The 16,537-nt window shown below is 71.8% G+C and carries 16 protein-coding genes; 9 read left to right on the top strand and 7 right to left on the bottom strand.

Annotated features, from left to right (window positions below):
- Positions 1–13 precede the first annotated feature (13 nt).
- The 4 genes from FXF60_RS03380 (at position 14) to FXF60_RS03365 (ending at position 4,623) form a co-directional block, all read left to right on the top strand.
- Complete coding sequence (locus FXF60_RS03380; protein ID WP_192796573.1) at positions 14–817, top strand: 3-oxoacyl-ACP reductase; 804 nt, start codon at positions 14–16, stop codon at positions 815–817.
- Positions 818–949: 132 nt separating this feature from the next.
- On the top strand, positions 950–1,801 hold the full coding sequence (locus tag FXF60_RS03375; protein ID WP_151523847.1) for an Fpg/Nei family DNA glycosylase: 852 nt from the start codon (positions 950–952) through the stop codon (positions 1,799–1,801).
- A 109-nt stretch (positions 1,802–1,910) separates the two neighbouring features.
- Positions 1,911–3,350 carry an amidase gene (locus tag FXF60_RS03370; protein WP_151523846.1) on the top strand — a complete coding sequence of 480 codons (1,440 nt, stop codon included), beginning with the start codon at positions 1,911–1,913 and terminating at the stop codon, positions 3,348–3,350.
- Positions 3,351–3,372: 22 nt separating this feature from the next.
- Positions 3,373–4,623, top strand: a complete 1,251-nt coding sequence (locus tag FXF60_RS03365) for an NAD(P)/FAD-dependent oxidoreductase (protein ID WP_151523845.1) — start codon at positions 3,373–3,375, stop codon at positions 4,621–4,623.
- Positions 4,624–4,649: 26 nt separating this feature from the next.
- On the opposite strand, the gene FXF60_RS03360 is transcribed toward FXF60_RS03365, so the two are convergent.
- The 5 genes from FXF60_RS03360 to FXF60_RS03340 are packed head-to-tail and all read right to left on the bottom strand — an operon-like array spanning position 4,650 to position 11,168.
- Entirely contained in the window at positions 4,650–6,488 is a 1,839-nt protein-coding gene (locus FXF60_RS03360; RefSeq protein ID WP_151523844.1) for a glycoside hydrolase family 3 protein, read from the bottom strand.
- On the bottom strand, positions 6,485–8,032 hold the full coding sequence (locus FXF60_RS03355) for a glucoamylase family protein (RefSeq protein WP_151523843.1): 1,548 nt from the start codon (positions 8,030–8,032) through the stop codon (positions 6,485–6,487). Before FXF60_RS03355 ends, FXF60_RS03360 begins: the two co-directional genes overlap by 4 nt.
- Before the next feature lie 36 nt (positions 8,033–8,068).
- On the bottom strand, positions 8,069–8,896 hold the full coding sequence (locus tag FXF60_RS03350) for a carbohydrate ABC transporter permease (RefSeq protein ID WP_151523842.1): 828 nt from the start codon (positions 8,894–8,896) through the stop codon (positions 8,069–8,071).
- Positions 8,897–8,899: 3 nt separating this feature from the next.
- Positions 8,900–9,868, bottom strand: coding sequence for a carbohydrate ABC transporter permease (locus tag FXF60_RS03345; RefSeq protein WP_151523841.1), 969 nt, complete (start codon positions 9,866–9,868; stop codon positions 8,900–8,902).
- A 10-nt stretch (positions 9,869–9,878) separates the two neighbouring features.
- Positions 9,879–11,168, bottom strand: coding sequence for an extracellular solute-binding protein (locus FXF60_RS03340; protein ID WP_151523840.1), 1,290 nt, complete (start codon positions 11,166–11,168; stop codon positions 9,879–9,881).
- 200 nt (positions 11,169–11,368) lie between these two features.
- Between FXF60_RS03340 and FXF60_RS03335 the strand changes: the two genes are divergently transcribed.
- The 5 genes from FXF60_RS03335 (at position 11,369) to FXF60_RS03320 (ending at position 13,971) form a co-directional block, all read left to right on the top strand.
- On the top strand, positions 11,369–11,887 hold the full coding sequence (locus tag FXF60_RS03335) for a hypothetical protein (RefSeq protein ID WP_151523839.1): 519 nt from the start codon (positions 11,369–11,371) through the stop codon (positions 11,885–11,887).
- Positions 11,884–12,060 carry a hypothetical protein gene (locus FXF60_RS16430; RefSeq protein WP_192796572.1) on the top strand — a complete coding sequence of 59 codons (177 nt, stop codon included), beginning with the start codon at positions 11,884–11,886 and terminating at the stop codon, positions 12,058–12,060. The genes FXF60_RS03335 and FXF60_RS16430 overlap by 4 nt, the downstream gene beginning before the upstream one ends.
- A 63-nt stretch (positions 12,061–12,123) precedes the next feature.
- Positions 12,124–12,627: a hypothetical protein gene (locus tag FXF60_RS03330; RefSeq protein ID WP_202879538.1), complete on the top strand. Its 504-nt coding sequence runs from the start codon at positions 12,124–12,126 to the stop codon at positions 12,625–12,627.
- A 70-nt stretch (positions 12,628–12,697) separates the two neighbouring features.
- Positions 12,698–13,417, top strand: a complete 720-nt coding sequence (locus FXF60_RS03325; protein WP_151523837.1) for a hypothetical protein — start codon at positions 12,698–12,700, stop codon at positions 13,415–13,417.
- Entirely contained in the window at positions 13,414–13,971 is a 558-nt protein-coding gene (locus tag FXF60_RS03320; protein ID WP_151523836.1) for a hypothetical protein, read from the top strand. The genes FXF60_RS03325 and FXF60_RS03320 overlap by 4 nt, the downstream gene beginning before the upstream one ends.
- A gap of 36 nt (positions 13,972–14,007) precedes the next feature.
- Here the strand turns inward: FXF60_RS03320 and FXF60_RS03315 are convergent, their stop codons facing one another.
- Positions 14,008–15,018, bottom strand: coding sequence for a LacI family DNA-binding transcriptional regulator (locus FXF60_RS03315; protein WP_151523835.1), 1,011 nt, complete (start codon positions 15,016–15,018; stop codon positions 14,008–14,010).
- Between the two features lie 35 nt (positions 15,019–15,053).
- Positions 15,054–16,535: a sulfatase family protein gene (locus FXF60_RS03310; RefSeq protein ID WP_238335675.1), complete on the bottom strand. Its 1,482-nt coding sequence runs from the start codon at positions 16,533–16,535 to the stop codon at positions 15,054–15,056.
- Positions 16,536–16,537 lie beyond the last annotated feature (2 nt).

Genomic DNA, 16,537 nt, shown 5'->3' with positions numbered 1-16,537 from the left:
CGAGGGGACGACCATGAGCCACCACGACACGAGCATCGACCTGACCCAGCGGCTCGCCGGCCGCGTCTGCGTCGTCACCGGCGGAGCCAGCGGCATCGGCCTGGCCAGTGCGCGCCGGCTGGCGGCGGAGGGCGCCACCGTCGTGCTCGCGGACATCTGCGAGGAGACGACCGGCGAGGGGATGGCCGCGGAGCTCGGCGGCCTCTTCGTGCGGACCGACGTCACCGACCCCGACCAGGTCGAGCACCTGTTCCGCACCGCGAAGCAGACCTACGGCAGCGTGGACGTCGCCTTCAACAACGCCGGCATCTCGCCGCCGGAGGACGACTCCATCCTGGACACCGACCTGACCACCTGGCGACGCGTGCAGGAGGTCAACCTGACCAGCGTCTACCTGTGCTGCCAGGCCGCGCTGCCCTACATGATCGAGCAGCGCCGGGGGTCGATCATCAACACCGCCTCGTTCGTCGCGGTCATGGGTGCGGCCACCTCGCAGATCTCCTACTCCGCGTCCAAGGGCGGGGTGCTGTCGATGACCCGCGAGCTGGGCGTGCAGTTCGCCCGGTCGGGCGTGCGGGTCAACGCGCTCTGCCCCGGGCCGGTGAACACCCCGCTGCTGCAGGAGCTCTTCGCCTCCGACCCGGAGCGGGCGCAGCGCCGGCTGGTGCACGTGCCGATGGGCCGCTTCGGCGAGCCGGAGGAGATGGCCGCCGCGGTGGCCTTCCTGGCCAGCGACGACAGCTCCTTCATGACGGCCAGCGAGTTCCTCGTGGACGGCGGCATCAGCTCGGCCTACGTCACGCCACTCGACGCCTGACGCCTGAGGGACGATCCCCGCGAGCCCTGTTCCGCCCGCTCCGCCCGAATTCGACCTCTCCTTTCGTCGCCATGGCGACGATTCCAGAGGTCGAAATCCTGCAGAGCTTGTGAGTTCCGTAAGGTCGACCGCATGGCCGAGGGTCACGCCGTCCACGGGATGGCCGGGCGGGTGCGCCAGCTGGTGGGGCAGCGAGGTCGGTCCAGCGGGCCGGCGACCGACGCCTTCGACCCGGAGCTGCTCGACGGGCTGGCGGTGAGCGGCGCCGAGGCGCACGGCAAGCACCTGCTCGTGCACGTCGCCGACACCGCGTGGTCGGGCCACTTCCACCTCGGCATGCACGGACGCGTCTCGGTGCGCCGGCACCGGCGGGCACTGGGGCCGGACGGTCTGCCGCGGACGGATCCTCCCGTCCGCGAGGGCCTGGCCTGGCGCTGGCTCACGTCCGCATACCTCCTGGAGGTCACCCGACCCACGATCTGCGAGCTGCTCGACCCGGACGGCCTCACCGCGCTGCATGCCCGGCTCGGTCCGGACCCGCTGCGCGACGACGCCGACCCGGCGGCGGCGGTCGCGCGGCTGCACCGGTCCCGTCGCGCCCTGGGGCTGCTCCTGCTCGACCAGAGCGTCGTGTCCGGGATCGGCAACGTCTATCGCGCCGAGCTGCTCTGGCGGGCGCGGATCGACCCGCACTCGCCGGGCAACGCCGTGCCGGTCGAGGCGCTGCGCACGCTGTGGCAGGACGCCATCGAGCTCATGACGGTCGGGCTCGGGGCCGGCTGGATCGTCACCCACCCGGAGCAGCTGGTCGCGGCGCGTGACCTGCTGGTCCGGGATGAGCCGGTCCCGCGCTGGCCCAAGAGGTATGCCGTCTACCTCCGACGCGGCCGCCCGTGCCCGCGCTGCGGCGCGGCGGTGCTGGCTGAGCGGATGGGGCTGCAGACGGCTTACTGGTGCCCCGGTTGCCAAGTCCTCCACGGCTGACCGCCCACGCCGCCGGAATTCGACCTCTCGAATCGTTGCCATGGCGACGATTCGAGAGGTCGAATTCGGGAGCCTAGGGTGGATCCGTGCCTGACCTTGGAGAAGCCTGATGCACCGTGACGCGCGACACCGAGATGCCCTGCACCGTGACGCGCACCGTGACGCGATCTCGACCGCCGCGGGGTATGCCGACGGCTCGCTCTCCCCGGTCGACGTCCTCGCCGAGGTGCACGCGGTCGTCGATGCGCGGGAGGGGGAGCTGGGCGCCCTGGCGGTGCGGGCCGACGTCGAGGGGACGATGCGTCAGGCGCAGGACTCGGCGCGGCGCTGGGAGCGCGGAGAGCCGCGGAGTGCGCTGGACGGTCTGACCGTCACGCTGAAGGAGAACATCGCCCGCGCGGGCGTCCCCATGCAGGTGGGCTGCGCCGGGGTCGACCCGGTGGTGCCCGAGGTCGACTCGCCCGTCGCCCGACGCTGCCGCGAGGCCGGCCTGATCGTCCTCGGGTCCACGGTCATGCCGGACTGGGGCATGCTCTCCTCGGGCGTCTCGAGCCTGCACGGCATCACCCGGTCGCCGCTCGACCCCGCCTGGACCACGGGAGGCTCGAGCTCCGGTGCCGGCGCGGGGGCGGCCGCGGGGTACGGCCCGCTGCACGTGGGCACCGACATCGGCGGCTCGATCCGGCTACCCGGCACCTGGCTCGGCCTCGCCACCCTCAAGCCGAGCGCCGGGCGCATACCTCTGCACGCGCCCTATCTGGGTCGCGCCGCCGGACCGATGGCCCGCACCGCCCGCGACTGCGCGCTGCTGATGTCCGCGCTCGCGGGGCCGGACCCGGTGGACTGGACCTCGCTGCCACCGCAGCACATCGACTGGGACGACCTCGACCTCGACGTCACCGGACTGCGGGTCGCGCTGTGGACCGAGGCCGGCTACGGCGTGGAGCCGGAGCCCGAGGTCCGCGCCGCCGTGGAGGCAGCCGCAGACCGCCTCGCCGACGCGGGCGCCCAGGTCCGGCGCGTCGGACCCTGGCTCTCGCAGGACCTGCTCGACGGCGTCAACCGCTTCTGGCAGGCGCGCTCGTGGGCGGACTACTCCCGGCTCGCACCCGACCGCCAGTCCCAGGTGCTCCCCTACATCGCCGACTGGGTCTCCCGGGCGCGTGGGCTGAGCGGCACCGAGGTGATGGACGCCTACCACGCCTTCGCCCAGGTGCAGGCGCGGACGACGGCCGCGTGGGCGGCGGCCGGCGACCCGGACCTGCTGCTGTCCCCCGTCGCCCCGTGCGCGGCCTTCGCCGCCGAGCTCCCGATGCCCTACCCCGACGAGGGCAGAGGCATGTGGCACATCAACTTCACCATGCCGTGGAACATGACCGGCCAGCCGGCCGGGACCGCCGACGTGGGTCGCACGGCAGACGGCCGCCCCCTCGGGGTGCAGGTCGTGGGCCGGCCCTTCGACGACCGCGGGGTGCTGGCCGCGATGCACGTGGTCGAGGCCCAGCGGCCCGGTGAGCACGACCCCTCGCCACAACAGGACGCCAGCTAGACCTGGTCCTACGCTGGAGCGCATGTCCACGTCTGTCGATGTCGTCGTCGTCGGGGCTGGTCTGGCCGGCCTCACGTGTGCCCGCACCCTCCAGGAGCGGCAGGTGAGCGTCCGCGTGCTCGAGGCCGCTGACGCGGTCGGAGGTCGGGTCAGGACCGACGAGGTGGACGGCTTCCTGCTGGACCGCGGGTTTCAGCTGCTCAACCCCGCCTACCCCATGGTGCAGTCGCACATCGACGTCTCGGCCCTGCGACTGCAGCCGTTCCGCGCCGGCCTGGCCGCCCGTTCGGACCGCACCGACCAGCTGCTGGTCATGGCCGACCCCCGACGCGAGCCGCAGCTCATCGGTCAGACCATGCGCTCGGGCAAGCTGCACCCCTCCAGCCTGGCCTCGCTGGCGCGCTGGGCGGCCCCGGCGATGCGGGCGGACTGGACGCTGCGCGACGGCCGCGAGGACCGCTCGCGCGTGGAGACGATGGATGCCGCCGGCCTGCACGGTCCCCTCCGGCGGGTGGTCGACACGTTCCTCAGCGGCGTGCTGCTGGAGGACGACGGGAGCACCTCGACGGCCTTCACCCACATGCTCACCCGCATGTTCGCGCTCGGCCGACCTGCGCTGCCGGAGCGCGGCATGCAGGCGCTGCCCGACCAGCTGGCCGGCACCCTGCACACCCCGGTCGAGCTCGGCACCGAGGTGGTCTCCGTCGAGCCCGGGAAGGTGCGGAGCGCCGACGGCGAGGAGATCACCGCCGAGCTGGTGGTGGTCGCCACCGGCGCCGAGGCGGCCACCGCCCTCACCGGCCACGAGGCGCCGGCGGCCAAGGGGGTCACCACCCACTGGTATGCCGTCCCCGACGCACCGACCGAGCACGCGCTGCTCGTCATCGACCAGCGGGAGGCGCGTGGCCCCGTGGTCAACACGGCGGTCATCTCCAACGCGGCACCGTCCTACGCACCCTCTGGTCGGCACCTGGTCCAGGCCAGCAGCCTGCTCCGGGCGGGGCAGCAGCCCGTCGACGACCAGGCGGTGCTGCGCCAGCTCGGCGGCATCTACGGCATGCCGACCCAGGACTGGGAGCTGCTCCGGCGCGACGACATCCCTTACGCCCTCCCCGCCCAGCCGGCGCCGCTGCGCGACCGGACGGCGCTGGAGGTGGAGCCGGGGCTGATCCTGGCCGGTGACCACATGGACACCGGCTCCATCCAGGGCGCGATGGTGAGCGGGCAGCGGGCCGCCGAGGGCTATCTGCAGCGCCGCGGCGGGACCTCCTAGGACCCGCGACTGCTCGCCGACTCTGGTCAGACCCGCACGCCGAGGGGTATGCCGTGTCCCCGCGGCAGCAGCGGGTCGTCGAAGCCGGGCTGGTCCGGGTGGTGCGCCCGCACGTCGGCCATGGACCGGGGGAGGTCGAAGGGCAGTCGCCCACGGGCCTCGCCCTGCAGCGCCCGCACCAGCGCCGGGGCCCCGGAGCCGAAGCTCGCGACGACCGCGTCGACGGCGTCGATGACGGGGCCCAGCACCGCGGGCCGGTCCAGGGTGACGTCCACGACGACCGGGCAGTGCGCGCGCAGCCGGGCCAGCCGCACCGGGAGGCCGGGCGGGAAGTCCAGCGAGCCCTGGTGGAACCACGCCTCGAGGAAGAGGTCGGAGCGGGGCTCGTGCGGCGCCGCGAGCCGCAGGACCGCCAGGTCGGCGTCCTCGGGACGCTCCACCACGGTGCCGAGCGCGCGGGCCGCCTCCACCGGCATACCCTCGACGTAGACGCGGCGGTCGGTGCCCTCGAGCGGGAGCAGTCCGCCCTCGTCCGCGAGCACGGTGACCGACGCCGCCTGGGCCTCCAGCCCGGCCGCGACCGTGTCGGGTGACCCCACCGCCGCCTCGGCGGCGTCCTCGTCCACGAAGGGGTCGTCGAACAGCCCGAGCTGCATCTTCACCAGCAGCACCCGCCTCGCCGAGGCGTCGATCCGCTCCTCGCTCACCCGCCCGGACCGCACCAGCCCGGCCAGGACCTCCACGCACTCCTCGCCGCCGAACTGGTCGCACCCGGCCTCCAGCAGCAGCTGCATCCGGCCGGCGGGGTCCAGGTGCTCGACGCCCCAGGCGCGGGCCGGCAGCACCTGGTCGCCCACGTGGTTGTCGTTGACCAGCTCCCAGTCGGTGAGGACCACGCCGTCGTAGCCGAGCTCGCCGCGCAGCAGCCCGGTGATGATCCGCTCGTTGAAGCCGAAGCCCACCTCGGGCACCGCGCCGCCGTCGAGGTCGAGCCCGACCGGCATGCCGTAGTACGGCATGACCGCCGCCGTGCCGGCCGCGACCGCCTCCCGGAAGGGCGCGAGGTGGTCGGCGAACCGACCCCCCGGATAGACCTGCTCCCGGCCGTAGGGGAAGTGGGCGTCCTCGCCGTCCGCCTGCGGCCCGCCGCCGGGGAAGTGCTTGGCCGTGCCCGCCACGCTGCCCGGACCGAGCCGCTCTCCCTGCAGCCCGCGGAGGAACTCCAGGCCGAGCTCCGAGACCAGGCGCGGGTCCGACCCGAAGGTATGCATCTGGCGGGCCCACCGCGGCTCGGTCGCCAGGTCCAGGGTCGGGTGCAGCGCGGCGCGGATCCCGACGGCGACGTACTCCGACCGGACCGCCTCGGCGTACCGCCGGCACACGTCCACGTCGCCCAGCGCCGCGATGCCCAGCGGCTCGGGCCACTGGGAGAAGTGCCCGGCGGCGAAGCTGGCCCCGACGTTCTCGCTGAAGCCGTGGCGGGGGTCGGTCGAGATGGTGACGGGTATGCCGTGGGGCGTGGTCTCGGCGAGCTCCTGCACCGCGTTGTGCCACCGGGCCGCCTCGCGGGCGGTGCCGAGGGCGTGCACGTTGAAGTGGTTGACGCCCTTGTCGACGACGACGTGCCGGGTGCCCGACTTGCTGATCGCCCCGGGGCCGTCGAGCACGGTCCCGCCGGGGCCCGACTCGATCACCGTGTGGAAGAGCAGGCCGATCTTCTCGTCCAGGCCGAGCCGGCCGAGCAGGTCCGAGGTCCGCTCGGCCGGGTCGAGCCGGCTGTCCTCGAAGGGGTCCAGCCGGCCGTTGCCGTTGAGGTCGCGGTAGCTGACGCCGTCCGGGGTGGTGCTGCGGCGGAGCCGGCTCATGCGCTGGCGCCGAACTCCTCGGGTGCGATCACCGGGCGCAGCTGCGACTCGACCTCGCCCCGGACGAAGTAGCGCTGCAGCATCCCGTGGCCGAGCACGTTGCCCAGCGCTCCCATGATCATCGCCTGGTCCAGGGACAGGTAGCGCTGCGCCACCTGACCGGACTGGGTGGCGATGGCGTCGTAGAACCCGCCGGGGCCGTAGCTGTCGAAGTCCGCCTCGATGTTGGCGAGGTTGCGGTAGGCCTCCCGCGGCTCGTGCATCATCGCCAGGAAGGCGGCGTGCGGGGTGACGACGCCGTCGCCGTAGTCGGGCTCGGGCTGGCCGTGCACCCGGTCGGTGCGCTCGACGTCGGAGAAGTAGCCCTCGGGGTTCAGCCCGAGCGCGTCCACGCCCCACTCGGAGTAGCCGCCGGCCGGGTGGCTGGCCGGGGAGAAGCCCCAGTAGCCGTACTCCTCCATCCCGTGCAGCCGCTGCACCGCGACGTGGTTCGGGTGGTTGCGGCCCCACGACCTCGGCGCCCAGCGCTCCTCCGGCACGAAGACGTTGGGCATGAGCTCCTCGAACATCGAACCGCCCCAGCCCGGCACGGTCGCCCGGCCCAGGTAGTCGTGCGCGCCCTCGAAGACGTCCACGCCGAGGTAGGTCTGCCACTCGCCCACCGGCGGCATCTCCGGCCAGGTCCAGTCCGGCGGGAAAGTCCGCCAGGCCTGGAAGTAGGCCTGCGGCGGCACCTGGCCCTTGGCGATCGCCAGGTAGGTGGTGATCCGGGTCTCCGACACGATGGTGTCGTAGTGGTGGTCGGCGGTGTACCAGACCGGCTCGCCCGCGTCGATGAGGTCGCGCGGCTCGGTCGCCGGCGGGCTGAGCAGCCGGGTCGGCTCCTCCAGGTAGAACCCGCCGTAGTTGAGGTAGGGCTTGTCGAAGGTCGGGTCGGCGAAGACGTCGAAGCGCATCCGCTCGAACATCCGCCCGGCCAGCCTGCGGTTGGCCCGGTCGGCGTTGCGCACGACGAGCAGGGCGCACCCCAGCCACGCGGCGTCGACGCTGGAGACGAAGGGCACGACCGGGTCGCCGCTCTCCGGCCACTCGTAGATGACCGAGCCGTCGCGGGGGTCGTACCAGTTGAAGTACATCCCGCTGGCCTCGTGGTGCTCCATGCCCTCGAGGGTCCGCAGCGTCTGCCGGATCCGCTTGGACGCCTGGCCGCGGTTGATGAGGCCCAGGTCGCGCGCCACGATGGTCGACCAGAGATAGCCGCCGATGTTGGTGGGCGACGTGTAGAGACCTGGGGTGGCGAGGTCGCCGGTGATGTTGTCCGATACCAGCCCGGTGCCCTCGTCGGTCATGGCGACCATCGAGGCCCAGGTGTCCTTCGTCCAGCGCCGCACGGCCTTGAGGTGCGGTCGCGGGTGCGGGCGGGGGTGCCCCCGGTCACCGGCGAGCGCGGGGACCGGGGCCGCCACCGCGGCGCCGGCCGTGAGGCCGCCGGCGAGGACGGCCCGCCGGGACAGCGGGGTATGACGTGGGTCGAGGTGGGACATCTCATCTCTCCTTCGGAGCGGACTTCTCGGCTGTGGTCACTTGATGCCGGTGGTGGCGATCCCCTGGATGAACCGCCGCTGGAAGATGAGGAAGACGACGAGCACGGGCAGCACGACGATGGTGGCGCCCGCCATGAGCAGGCCGTATTGCTGCTCGTTCTGCCCCGTCGAGTAGAGCGCGAGCGCGACCGGGAGGGTGTAGGTGTCGTTGGTCTGTGCCACCACGAGGGGCCAGAGGAAGTTGTTCCAGCTGCCGAGGAAGGTCAGGATCCCCAGGGTCGCCAGCGCCGGGGTCAGCAGCGGCAGGATGACCTGGAAGAAGATCCGGAACTCGCCGGCGCCGTCGATCCGGGCCGCCTCGACCAGGTCCTTGGGCAGCCCCAGCACGAACTGCCGCATGAGGAAGACGCCGAAGGGTCCGACGAGGAAGGGCAGGAACAGGCCGGGCAGGGTGTCCACCAGACCGAGGTTGGCGACCAGCACGAAGAGCGGCACGAAGGTGACGACGCCGGGGATCATCAGGGTGCCCAGGATCAGCGCGAAGATCAGCCGCTTCCCGCGGAACCGGAGCATCGCGAGGGCATACCCCACCATCGAGCAGAAGAGCAGGTTGCCGACCGTGACGACGACGGCGACGACCGTGGAGTTGCGGAAGTAGGTGCCGAACGACAGCCGGCTGAACAGCTGCCGGAAGTTCTCCAGCGTGGCGTTCTCCGGCCACCAGGTCGGCGGCACCTGGCGCAGCTCGGCGTTGGTCTTGAACGACCCCAGCACCATCCAGATGAAGGGGGTGATGACCACCAGGAGCGCCACGGTCAGCAGCAGGTAGAGCCACCACCGGGAGCGGGCACCGACGCCACCCATCGCTCAGTCCTCCTTCTCGGAGAGGAAGCGGAACTGCAGCGCGGTGACGATCGCGATGACGAGGAAGATGAGGTAGCTGAGGGCGGCGGCATACCCGTAGTTGCCGAAGCTGAACTGCTGGTAGGTGTACATCGACGCCGAGATGGTGCTGTTCAGCGGCCCGCCCTGGGTCATGACGAAGGGCTCCTCGAAGAACTGCAGGTAGCCGATGGCGGTGGTGACCGAGACGAAGAGGATGGTCGGCCGCAGGATCGGCACCGTCACGTTGACGAAGCGCTGCCAGGCGTTCGCGCCGTCGATCGCCGCCGCCTCGTGCAGCTGCTGCGGGACCGACTGCAGACCGGCGAGGAAGATGATCATCGCGGTGCCGAAGTTGCGCCAGACCGCCATCGCGATGAGCGACGGCATCGCCCAGGTGGTGGAGCCGAGCCAGTTGGGGCCGTCGATCCCGACCCAGCCGAGGACGGTGTTGACCAGCCCGCTGTCGGGGTGCAGCAGGAAGCGCCAGACCACCGCCACGGCGACGATCGAGGTGATGACCGGGGTGTAGAACCCGAGCCGGTAGACGGACCGGAACCGCGTGATCCCGGTGTTGAGGGCGACGGCGGCGGCCAGCGCGACCGTCATCGTCAGCGGGACCCCGATGAGGACGAAGTATGCGGTGTTGAGCGCGGCCTGCCGGAAGACCGGGTCGGCGAAGGCCTTGGCGTACTGCTCGAAGGCGACGAAGTTGACCTGGAACGGGGTTCGCAGGTCGCGGTTGGTGATGTCGGTGACGGAGAAGAACACCGACTGGATGACCGGCCAGGCCGTGAAGATCCCGAAGAGCAGCAGGAACGGCAGCGTGAGCAGCCATCCGGCCCGCTCCTCGCGCGCCGCGCCAGGGGCGCGCGAGGAGCGTGACCGGCGGGTGTCACGGGAGCCGGTGGAGCCGGGCTGCTGCGCCGGCGACGAGGACGTCGCGGTGGTCATCGGCGGTGGCTTACTGCCCGGTGCCGATCGAGTCGGCCTGGGACTGCGCGGTCTGCACGGCCTCCTGGCCGGACAGGCCCTGCTTGGCGACCTTCTCCATCTCCGCGTCGAAGGCGGCCGCGACCTGCTCCCAGGTGGGGAAGGACGGCGGTGCCTGCGCGGTGGTCAGCTCCTCGCCGAACTTGGCCAGCTTGTCGTCCTCAGTCAGCGCCGAGTCGTCCCAGGCGGACTGCACCGACGGCAGGGCGCTGGTCATGTCGTACCACTCCACCTGCGTCTCGGGCTGGGTCAGCCAGTCGACCAGCGCCCACGCGGCGTCCCGGTTCTCCGTGTCGGCGAAGACGCCGAGGTTGGAGCCGCCGATGAAGGAGCTGGACTCGCCACCCTCGGTGGCGGGGATCGGCGCGACGTCGTACATCTCGCCGAAGCCGTCCTCGCCACCCTCGGCGGCGAAGTCCTCGACCAGGCTCATCATCCAGGGGCCGGAGACGAACATCGGGACGCTGCCGTCGGTGAAGGTGGCCTCGGTCTGGCCCTCCGGCGGGTTGGCGTCGGCGATCTCGTCGGTGAAGAAGCTGCCGAAGTAGTCGACGGCCGACGCCATCTCCGGGGTGTCGAGGGTGTATGCCTCGTCGCTGGCGATCTCCGCGCCCCCGGACCAGGCGAAGGGGACGACCGTCTGCCAGGAGCCGGTCTGGCCGGGCTGGAGGCTGATGCCCCACTCGACGCCGTCCTGCTCCTGCATCGCGGCGGCCATCTCCTTGAAGCCCGCCTGGTCGGTCGGGACATCGTCGTAGCCGGCCTCGCCCGCGATGTCGGACCGGTAGTAGACCATCCGGGTCTCGACGTACCACGGCACGCCGTAGGACGTGCCGTCCACCTCGGTCGTGCCCTGCGCCCCCTCGAAGAACTTCGAGGTGTCGATCGAGCCGGGGGTCGGGTCCAGGGCGTCCATCCCGGCGAACTCGCCCATCCAGGTGGTGCCGATCATGGCGACGTCCGGCGTCGTCCCGGCGGTGATGGAGTTCACGAACTTCTCGTGGGCGGAGTCCCACGGCACGGGCGTGACGTTGACGGACACGTCGGGGTACTCCTCCTCGAAGCCCGCGACCAGATCGGGCAGCGCCTCACCCTCCGCCCCCATGGCCCAGACCTCGAGCTCGCCGGAGAGGTTGTCGGTGGACACCGCCTCGCCCGTCTGGGGTGCCCCGTCGGCGCCGGAGCCCCCTTCGTCGCGGCCGCAGCCGGTGAGCGCCAGCGCGGTGGTCGTCAGGGCGACCAGCAGGGTGGAACGTCGCATGGAGAACTCCTCATCTTCCTTCGCCGAGGCGATGAGGCTGCGGCGTCCGGGTGGCCGCCGTCCGTCACTCACCGCGTCGTAAGCGCTTACATCTTCGGCTACCGTACACGCACCCACCGGGACGCACAAGGGGGTGACGCGGTTGGTTGCGGTGGTGCGGAGCCAGCGCTAGGTTGACGACAACCACGGGAGGGGTAGGAGTGGATTTCTACGAGGCTGTCGCGCTGATCGCCCTGGCCGGCGTGGTGCTCCTGGTCCTGGCCGGAGTCGGTCTGGTCGGCCAGATGGGGCAGCTCCGCCGAGAGGTGGCACGGCTGCAGCGGGCGGTGAGCGTCGGGGGAGACCGTGATCTCGCTGCCGACGTCCTGCGTCCCTCGATGCCGGCCCGAGTCTCGGCCATCCTGGTGACCTCACCCGGGTGCGAGAGCTGCGAGGCTGTCCTGCCCACCTTCCTGCGCTGCGCCACCGGCCTCCCCGCGACCGTGCGGGCGGTCGTCCTCAGCTGGGACGACACCCCGAGCGGCGTGCCCCAGGACTCCGACGTCGACGTCGTCCTGGACACCTCGGCCTTCCGCTCGGTCGAGCCAGGGTGGACACCCGCGCTGGTCCTGGTGGAGCAGACCGGGAGCATCGTGGGAGTCGAGCCGGTCGGCTCGCCCGAGGTGCTGGCAGACGTGATGGCGCAGCTGACCGCGGATCTGGCGCGGGAGGGCGCGTGACCGCGTCTGACCGGCCGACGGTCCTCCAGGCACTGCTGGGTCGGCCCGCCGCGCCTGCCCTCCTCATCGGCACCCTGGCCGTCCTCGCAGCCACGCTGCCCGCAGGTCAGGGAGTCCTGCCCTGGGTCGTCCTCGCCCTCGCCGCCGGGTATGCCATCTCGGGCTCGGTATGAAGCCACAACTCAGCGATGCTGAGCTCGTCGGTCTGGCGAGGCGCGAGTCACGGATGGTTCGTCGTGGGTCTCCTGGTGGGAGGGGTCTTCACGGCGGCGGCGGCGTGCGTCCTCGGTGCTGCCCTGCTGCGCCCCTGGATGCCGGACGCACTGCTGAACGCCCTGGTCGCCCTGGTGGCCGTGCTGGCGCTGGCCCGCCAGGCCGGGCTGCCGATCCCCCTGCCGCAGAACGCTCGTCAGGTGCCCGAGTACATCGAGGGCCGCGGCCCGCGGGCCGGTCCGCTCCAGTTCGGCGTCGAGATGGGGACGGGGCTGCGCACCTTCATGACCAGTCCCGTGCCTCACCTGGCCCTGGTGGCCGTCGTCGCGTGGGCCGATCTTCCGGCAGCCCTGATCGCCGGGGCATCGTTCGGCGCCGGGCGGGCCCTGATGTCCCTCTCGCGACACGCCTCTCACGACCGGGCGGCATGGGACGCCCGGCTCGCAGCACGGGAGGGGGTGGTGAAAGTCGCGATGCTGATCGCGGCACTCGTCTCCATCGTCACGATCTACCTCACCAACCACTAGCTCAGATCCTCGGAAAGGACTGGAGTTCATGACAGTCGAGGCCAAGACCACGCCCTCGTTGAGGTGCACCATGGCAGACGGCTCCACCGTCGTCCTGGACGTGCCGGGGTTCCAGGTGAACGACATCTGGAACCAACGGGTCATCGTCCGACGCGGCAAGGTCGACGGGCGTCGCCCGGATGCCGCCTTCAACCACGAGTTCAACATCTCGCCGCGCGGAAATGCCCGGGGTCTGATGGAGCACCTGCTCGCCGCCGACGTGGCGCAACAGATCTCCATGCAGGGTGGCACGCTCCTCGTGGCCCACAGCCGGGAGCGGGAGACCCAGGGCATCGCGGTCTGGGAGGGCCGGTGGCACGAGATGTCCACGCTGCTCCTGCCCGGGGAGAAGGACTCCGACGCGCTCTCCCTCTTCGACGGGCTGCTGTTCGACGACACCCCCGACGGCCTGCAGGTCAGGCCCACCGCGGACCGAGAGCTGGGGGTCATGGTCGCCGAGTTCGCGACCGGCGTGGAGGGCGTCGGCGAGGTGGAGATCACCCCGGCCACGGCGAGCCTGGCGGCGGTGCCGCAGTGGTCCGGTGCCCGCGTCCGAGCAGGAGAGGTGTGGCGCGTGGACCTGACCCTGGACGAGGATCCGCGACCGCAGTACGGACTCCGCCTCGCGTCCAGGTCCGCGGTCGTCAACGTCATCCCGACCGACACGGGGGACGCCCAGCAACGCGAGCCACTGCGCTTCCTGGACGAGCTTCGATCGCTCTCCTGGGAGCAGAAGGGAGCGACGTCATGACCCTGTCCCTGCAGGACCTGCCCAGCACGGAGGTCCGCCCACAGACATCGAGCAAGAGCCAGGTCCGGCTCGACATCATCAGGTCGGCCTTCTCGCGCCGCTCGATGTTCCGCGCGGTCGGCGTGCTCAGCGTGAGCCTCGGACTGACGACCCTGCAGTCCGTGCCCGGGGCACGGCCTGCGATGGCGGCGCCGTCGACCTGGTGGTGGTGCCGCGACTACAGCGGCCACCCCACCTACTCGGAGCCGTGGAAGTGGTGCAACCCCAACGGGTCCGTGGACGGCTACGTCGGCACCAGCTTCTGCGTGCCCGGTGGCAAGTACCACCGCACCGACTCCCGTGTCCGGGACGGTGTCCGCTACGAGTACTTCCGCCGGTTCAGCAGCTGCGCCGACAAGAACGCGTGGCGGTGGCTGCGGAACGAAGGGCCCAACACGGGACCACGCAACGTGTTCTGCAGCGACGGCAGGTTCGTCGCCCGCCGCGGCGGTCGGGTCATCTTCCGCCACCCGAGCGTGTGTCGCCGACACGATCGCAAGAAGTTCAACTTCTGAGCAGGGTGGCACCGGCAGGGCCTGCGGACAGTCCCCTCACGGACAGCCGCAGGACTGCCGGACCACCAGCGTGGTCGGGAGCAGGTGCTGCTCCGGCACCGACGTCGGGTCCTCCAGCAGGGCCCGCATGCGCACGGCCACCTGCCGACCCAGCTCGCGGACCGGCTGGCTCACCGTGGTGAGCCCCGGGGTGACGTAGCGCGCGGCCATGCCGTCGTCCCAGCCGGTCACGCTGACCTGGTCGGGCACGGACACCCCGCCGGCGCTCAGGTGCCGCATCACCGACAGGGCGAGCTCGTCGTTGGCGCAGACCAGGGCGTCCGCCTCCAGCTCGCCCTCCAGCAGCAGGGCGGCCACCCGCGGACCGTCCTCCTCCCTGAAGGTCGCGGGGACCGGCGGCGCCGCCTCCAGACCTGCCGCCTGGTGCGCGGCGACGAATCCGGCATACCGGTCGTGGACGTCGTCCGCGATGTCGGGTGACCCGACGAAGCGCAGCCGGCGTCGCCCGTGCACCTCCACCAGGTGGCGGGTGAGCTCCTCCGCGCTGTGCACGTTCTCCGTCACGAAGCTCTCCACCGACTCCTCGTGGCTGTTCGCCAGACCCAGCACCGGCAGCTTGCGCCGGATCGCCGCGACCGTGGTCGGCGCCACCTGCACGGCCCCCATGAGGACGATGCCGTCCACCCGGCCGGCCAGCCGGCGGACCAGCAGGTCCACGTCCGCCTTCCCGTCGGTGAGCAGCACGACCACGCTCGCGCCGCCGTCGGCCGCACCCTGCTCGTACCCCGTGAGCAGGTCCGCGTAGTACGGCCCGCCGAGCTCGGGCAGGACCAGGCCGTGCGCCTCGTGCGACTTGACCGCGAGCGACCGCGCCGCGCCGTCCGGGACGTAGCCGAGCTCGTCCACGACCTGGAGCACCCGGTCCCGTGTGGCGGGCCGCACCTCGTCGGGGCGACGGAGCACCCGGGACACCGTGGCGATGGACACCTGGGCCCGGTCCGCCACCGAGTAGATGGTCGGCCGCCGGCCCGTCCCGTCAGAGCTCATCGGCACCTCCTCGTCCCTGCGCAGCTCACGGAAGGTTACCCTCCGGTCGCTTCCCGGGTCCCCTCCAGCAGCCGCGGCACCGGCTGACCGGGGTGCGGCTCGTCGCCGAGCTCGGCCTGGGCGCGCCACAGCCGGGCCTCCAGCTCCTCCCGCACCTGCGCGTAGGCGGGGTCGTCGGCGACGTTGCGCAGCTCAGCCGGGTCGTCCAGCAGGTCGTAGAGCTCCCACTCCGGCGGGCCTGCCTCGCCGGTCGTGCCCGGCAGCCCCATCGGGTCGTTGTAGTAGTAGACGATCTTGTGCGTCGTCGTCCGGTAGCCGTAGTGGGCGGGGGCGTTGTGGTTGCCGTCCGCGTGCTCCCAGTAGCGGTAGTACAGCCCCTCCGCGGGTGATGGGGCGTCGCCCCCGACGAGGTCACGCCAGAAGCTGCGCCCCTGCATCCGGGGATGGGCCGGCACCCCGCACGCCTCGAGGATGGTCGGCGCGAGGTCGACGTTCGAGACGATGCCGTCGTGGACGCCGCCGGCGCCGACGGACCGCGGGTAGGACACCAGCAGCGGCATCCGGATCGACTCCTCGAACATCAACCGTTTGTCGAACCATCCGTGGTCCCCGAGGAAGAAGCCCTGGTCCGAGCTGTAGGCGAGCACGGTGTCGTCGAGCTCCCCGCGGGAGGAGAGCGCCTCGGTGACCGCCCCCACGCTCTCGTCGACCGCCTGCACGCAGCGCAGGTAGTCCTCCATCCATCGTTGGTACTTCCACCGGGTCAGCTCCGCCCCGGACAGCTCCGGCGGCGGGTCGACCTTGAGGTCCTCGGCGCCCAGGTGGTCGGCCACGCTCATCCAGACCCGTCGCACGGCCTCGGCGCGTCCGTCGTGGTCGTCCTCGAAGGTCTCCGGCAGCGGGATGGGGTCGACGAACATGCCGGTATGCCGTGGCGCGGGGATCCAGGGCCGGTGCGGTGCCTTGTGCCACAGCAGCAGGCACCAGGGCTCCTCACCGTCCAGCGAGTCCAACCACCGCAGCGCGAGGTCCGTGAGCACGTCGGTGGCGTAGCCCGGCTCGGTCCGGGTGCCGGAGGCGCTGACGATCGTGGGGTCGACGTACTCCCCCTGGTCGACCAGGATCTCCCAGTGGTCGAACCCCTGCGGCTGGTGCGCGGGCCCCTCCCCCAGGTGCCACTTGCCCACCAGCCCGGTGCGGTAGCCCGCCTCCCGCAGCAGTGAGGGGAACGTCGGCTGGGTGGGGTCGATCGGGGTGGACAACGTGGTCACGCCGTTGACGTGGCTGTAGGTCCCGGTGAGGATCGAGGCGCGGCTCGGCGTGCAGAGCGAGTTGGTGACGAAGCACCGGTCGAAACGCACGCCCCGGTCGGCGATCCGGTCCAGGTGCGGGGTGGTGTTGATCCGCGAGCCGTAGGCGCCCACGGCGTGGGAGGCGTGGTCGTCGGTGAGGATCAGCAGGACGTTGGGCCGGCGGGTCATCTGGTGGTGCTGCTCCTCCGCTGTCCGTTGCGCCATCG

The organism is Serinicoccus kebangsaanensis, assembly GCF_008919445.1.
GTDB classification, from domain to species: Bacteria; Actinomycetota; Actinomycetes; order Actinomycetales; family Dermatophilaceae; genus Ornithinicoccus; species Ornithinicoccus kebangsaanensis.
This window is presented reverse-complemented; position numbering and strand designations above follow the sequence as displayed.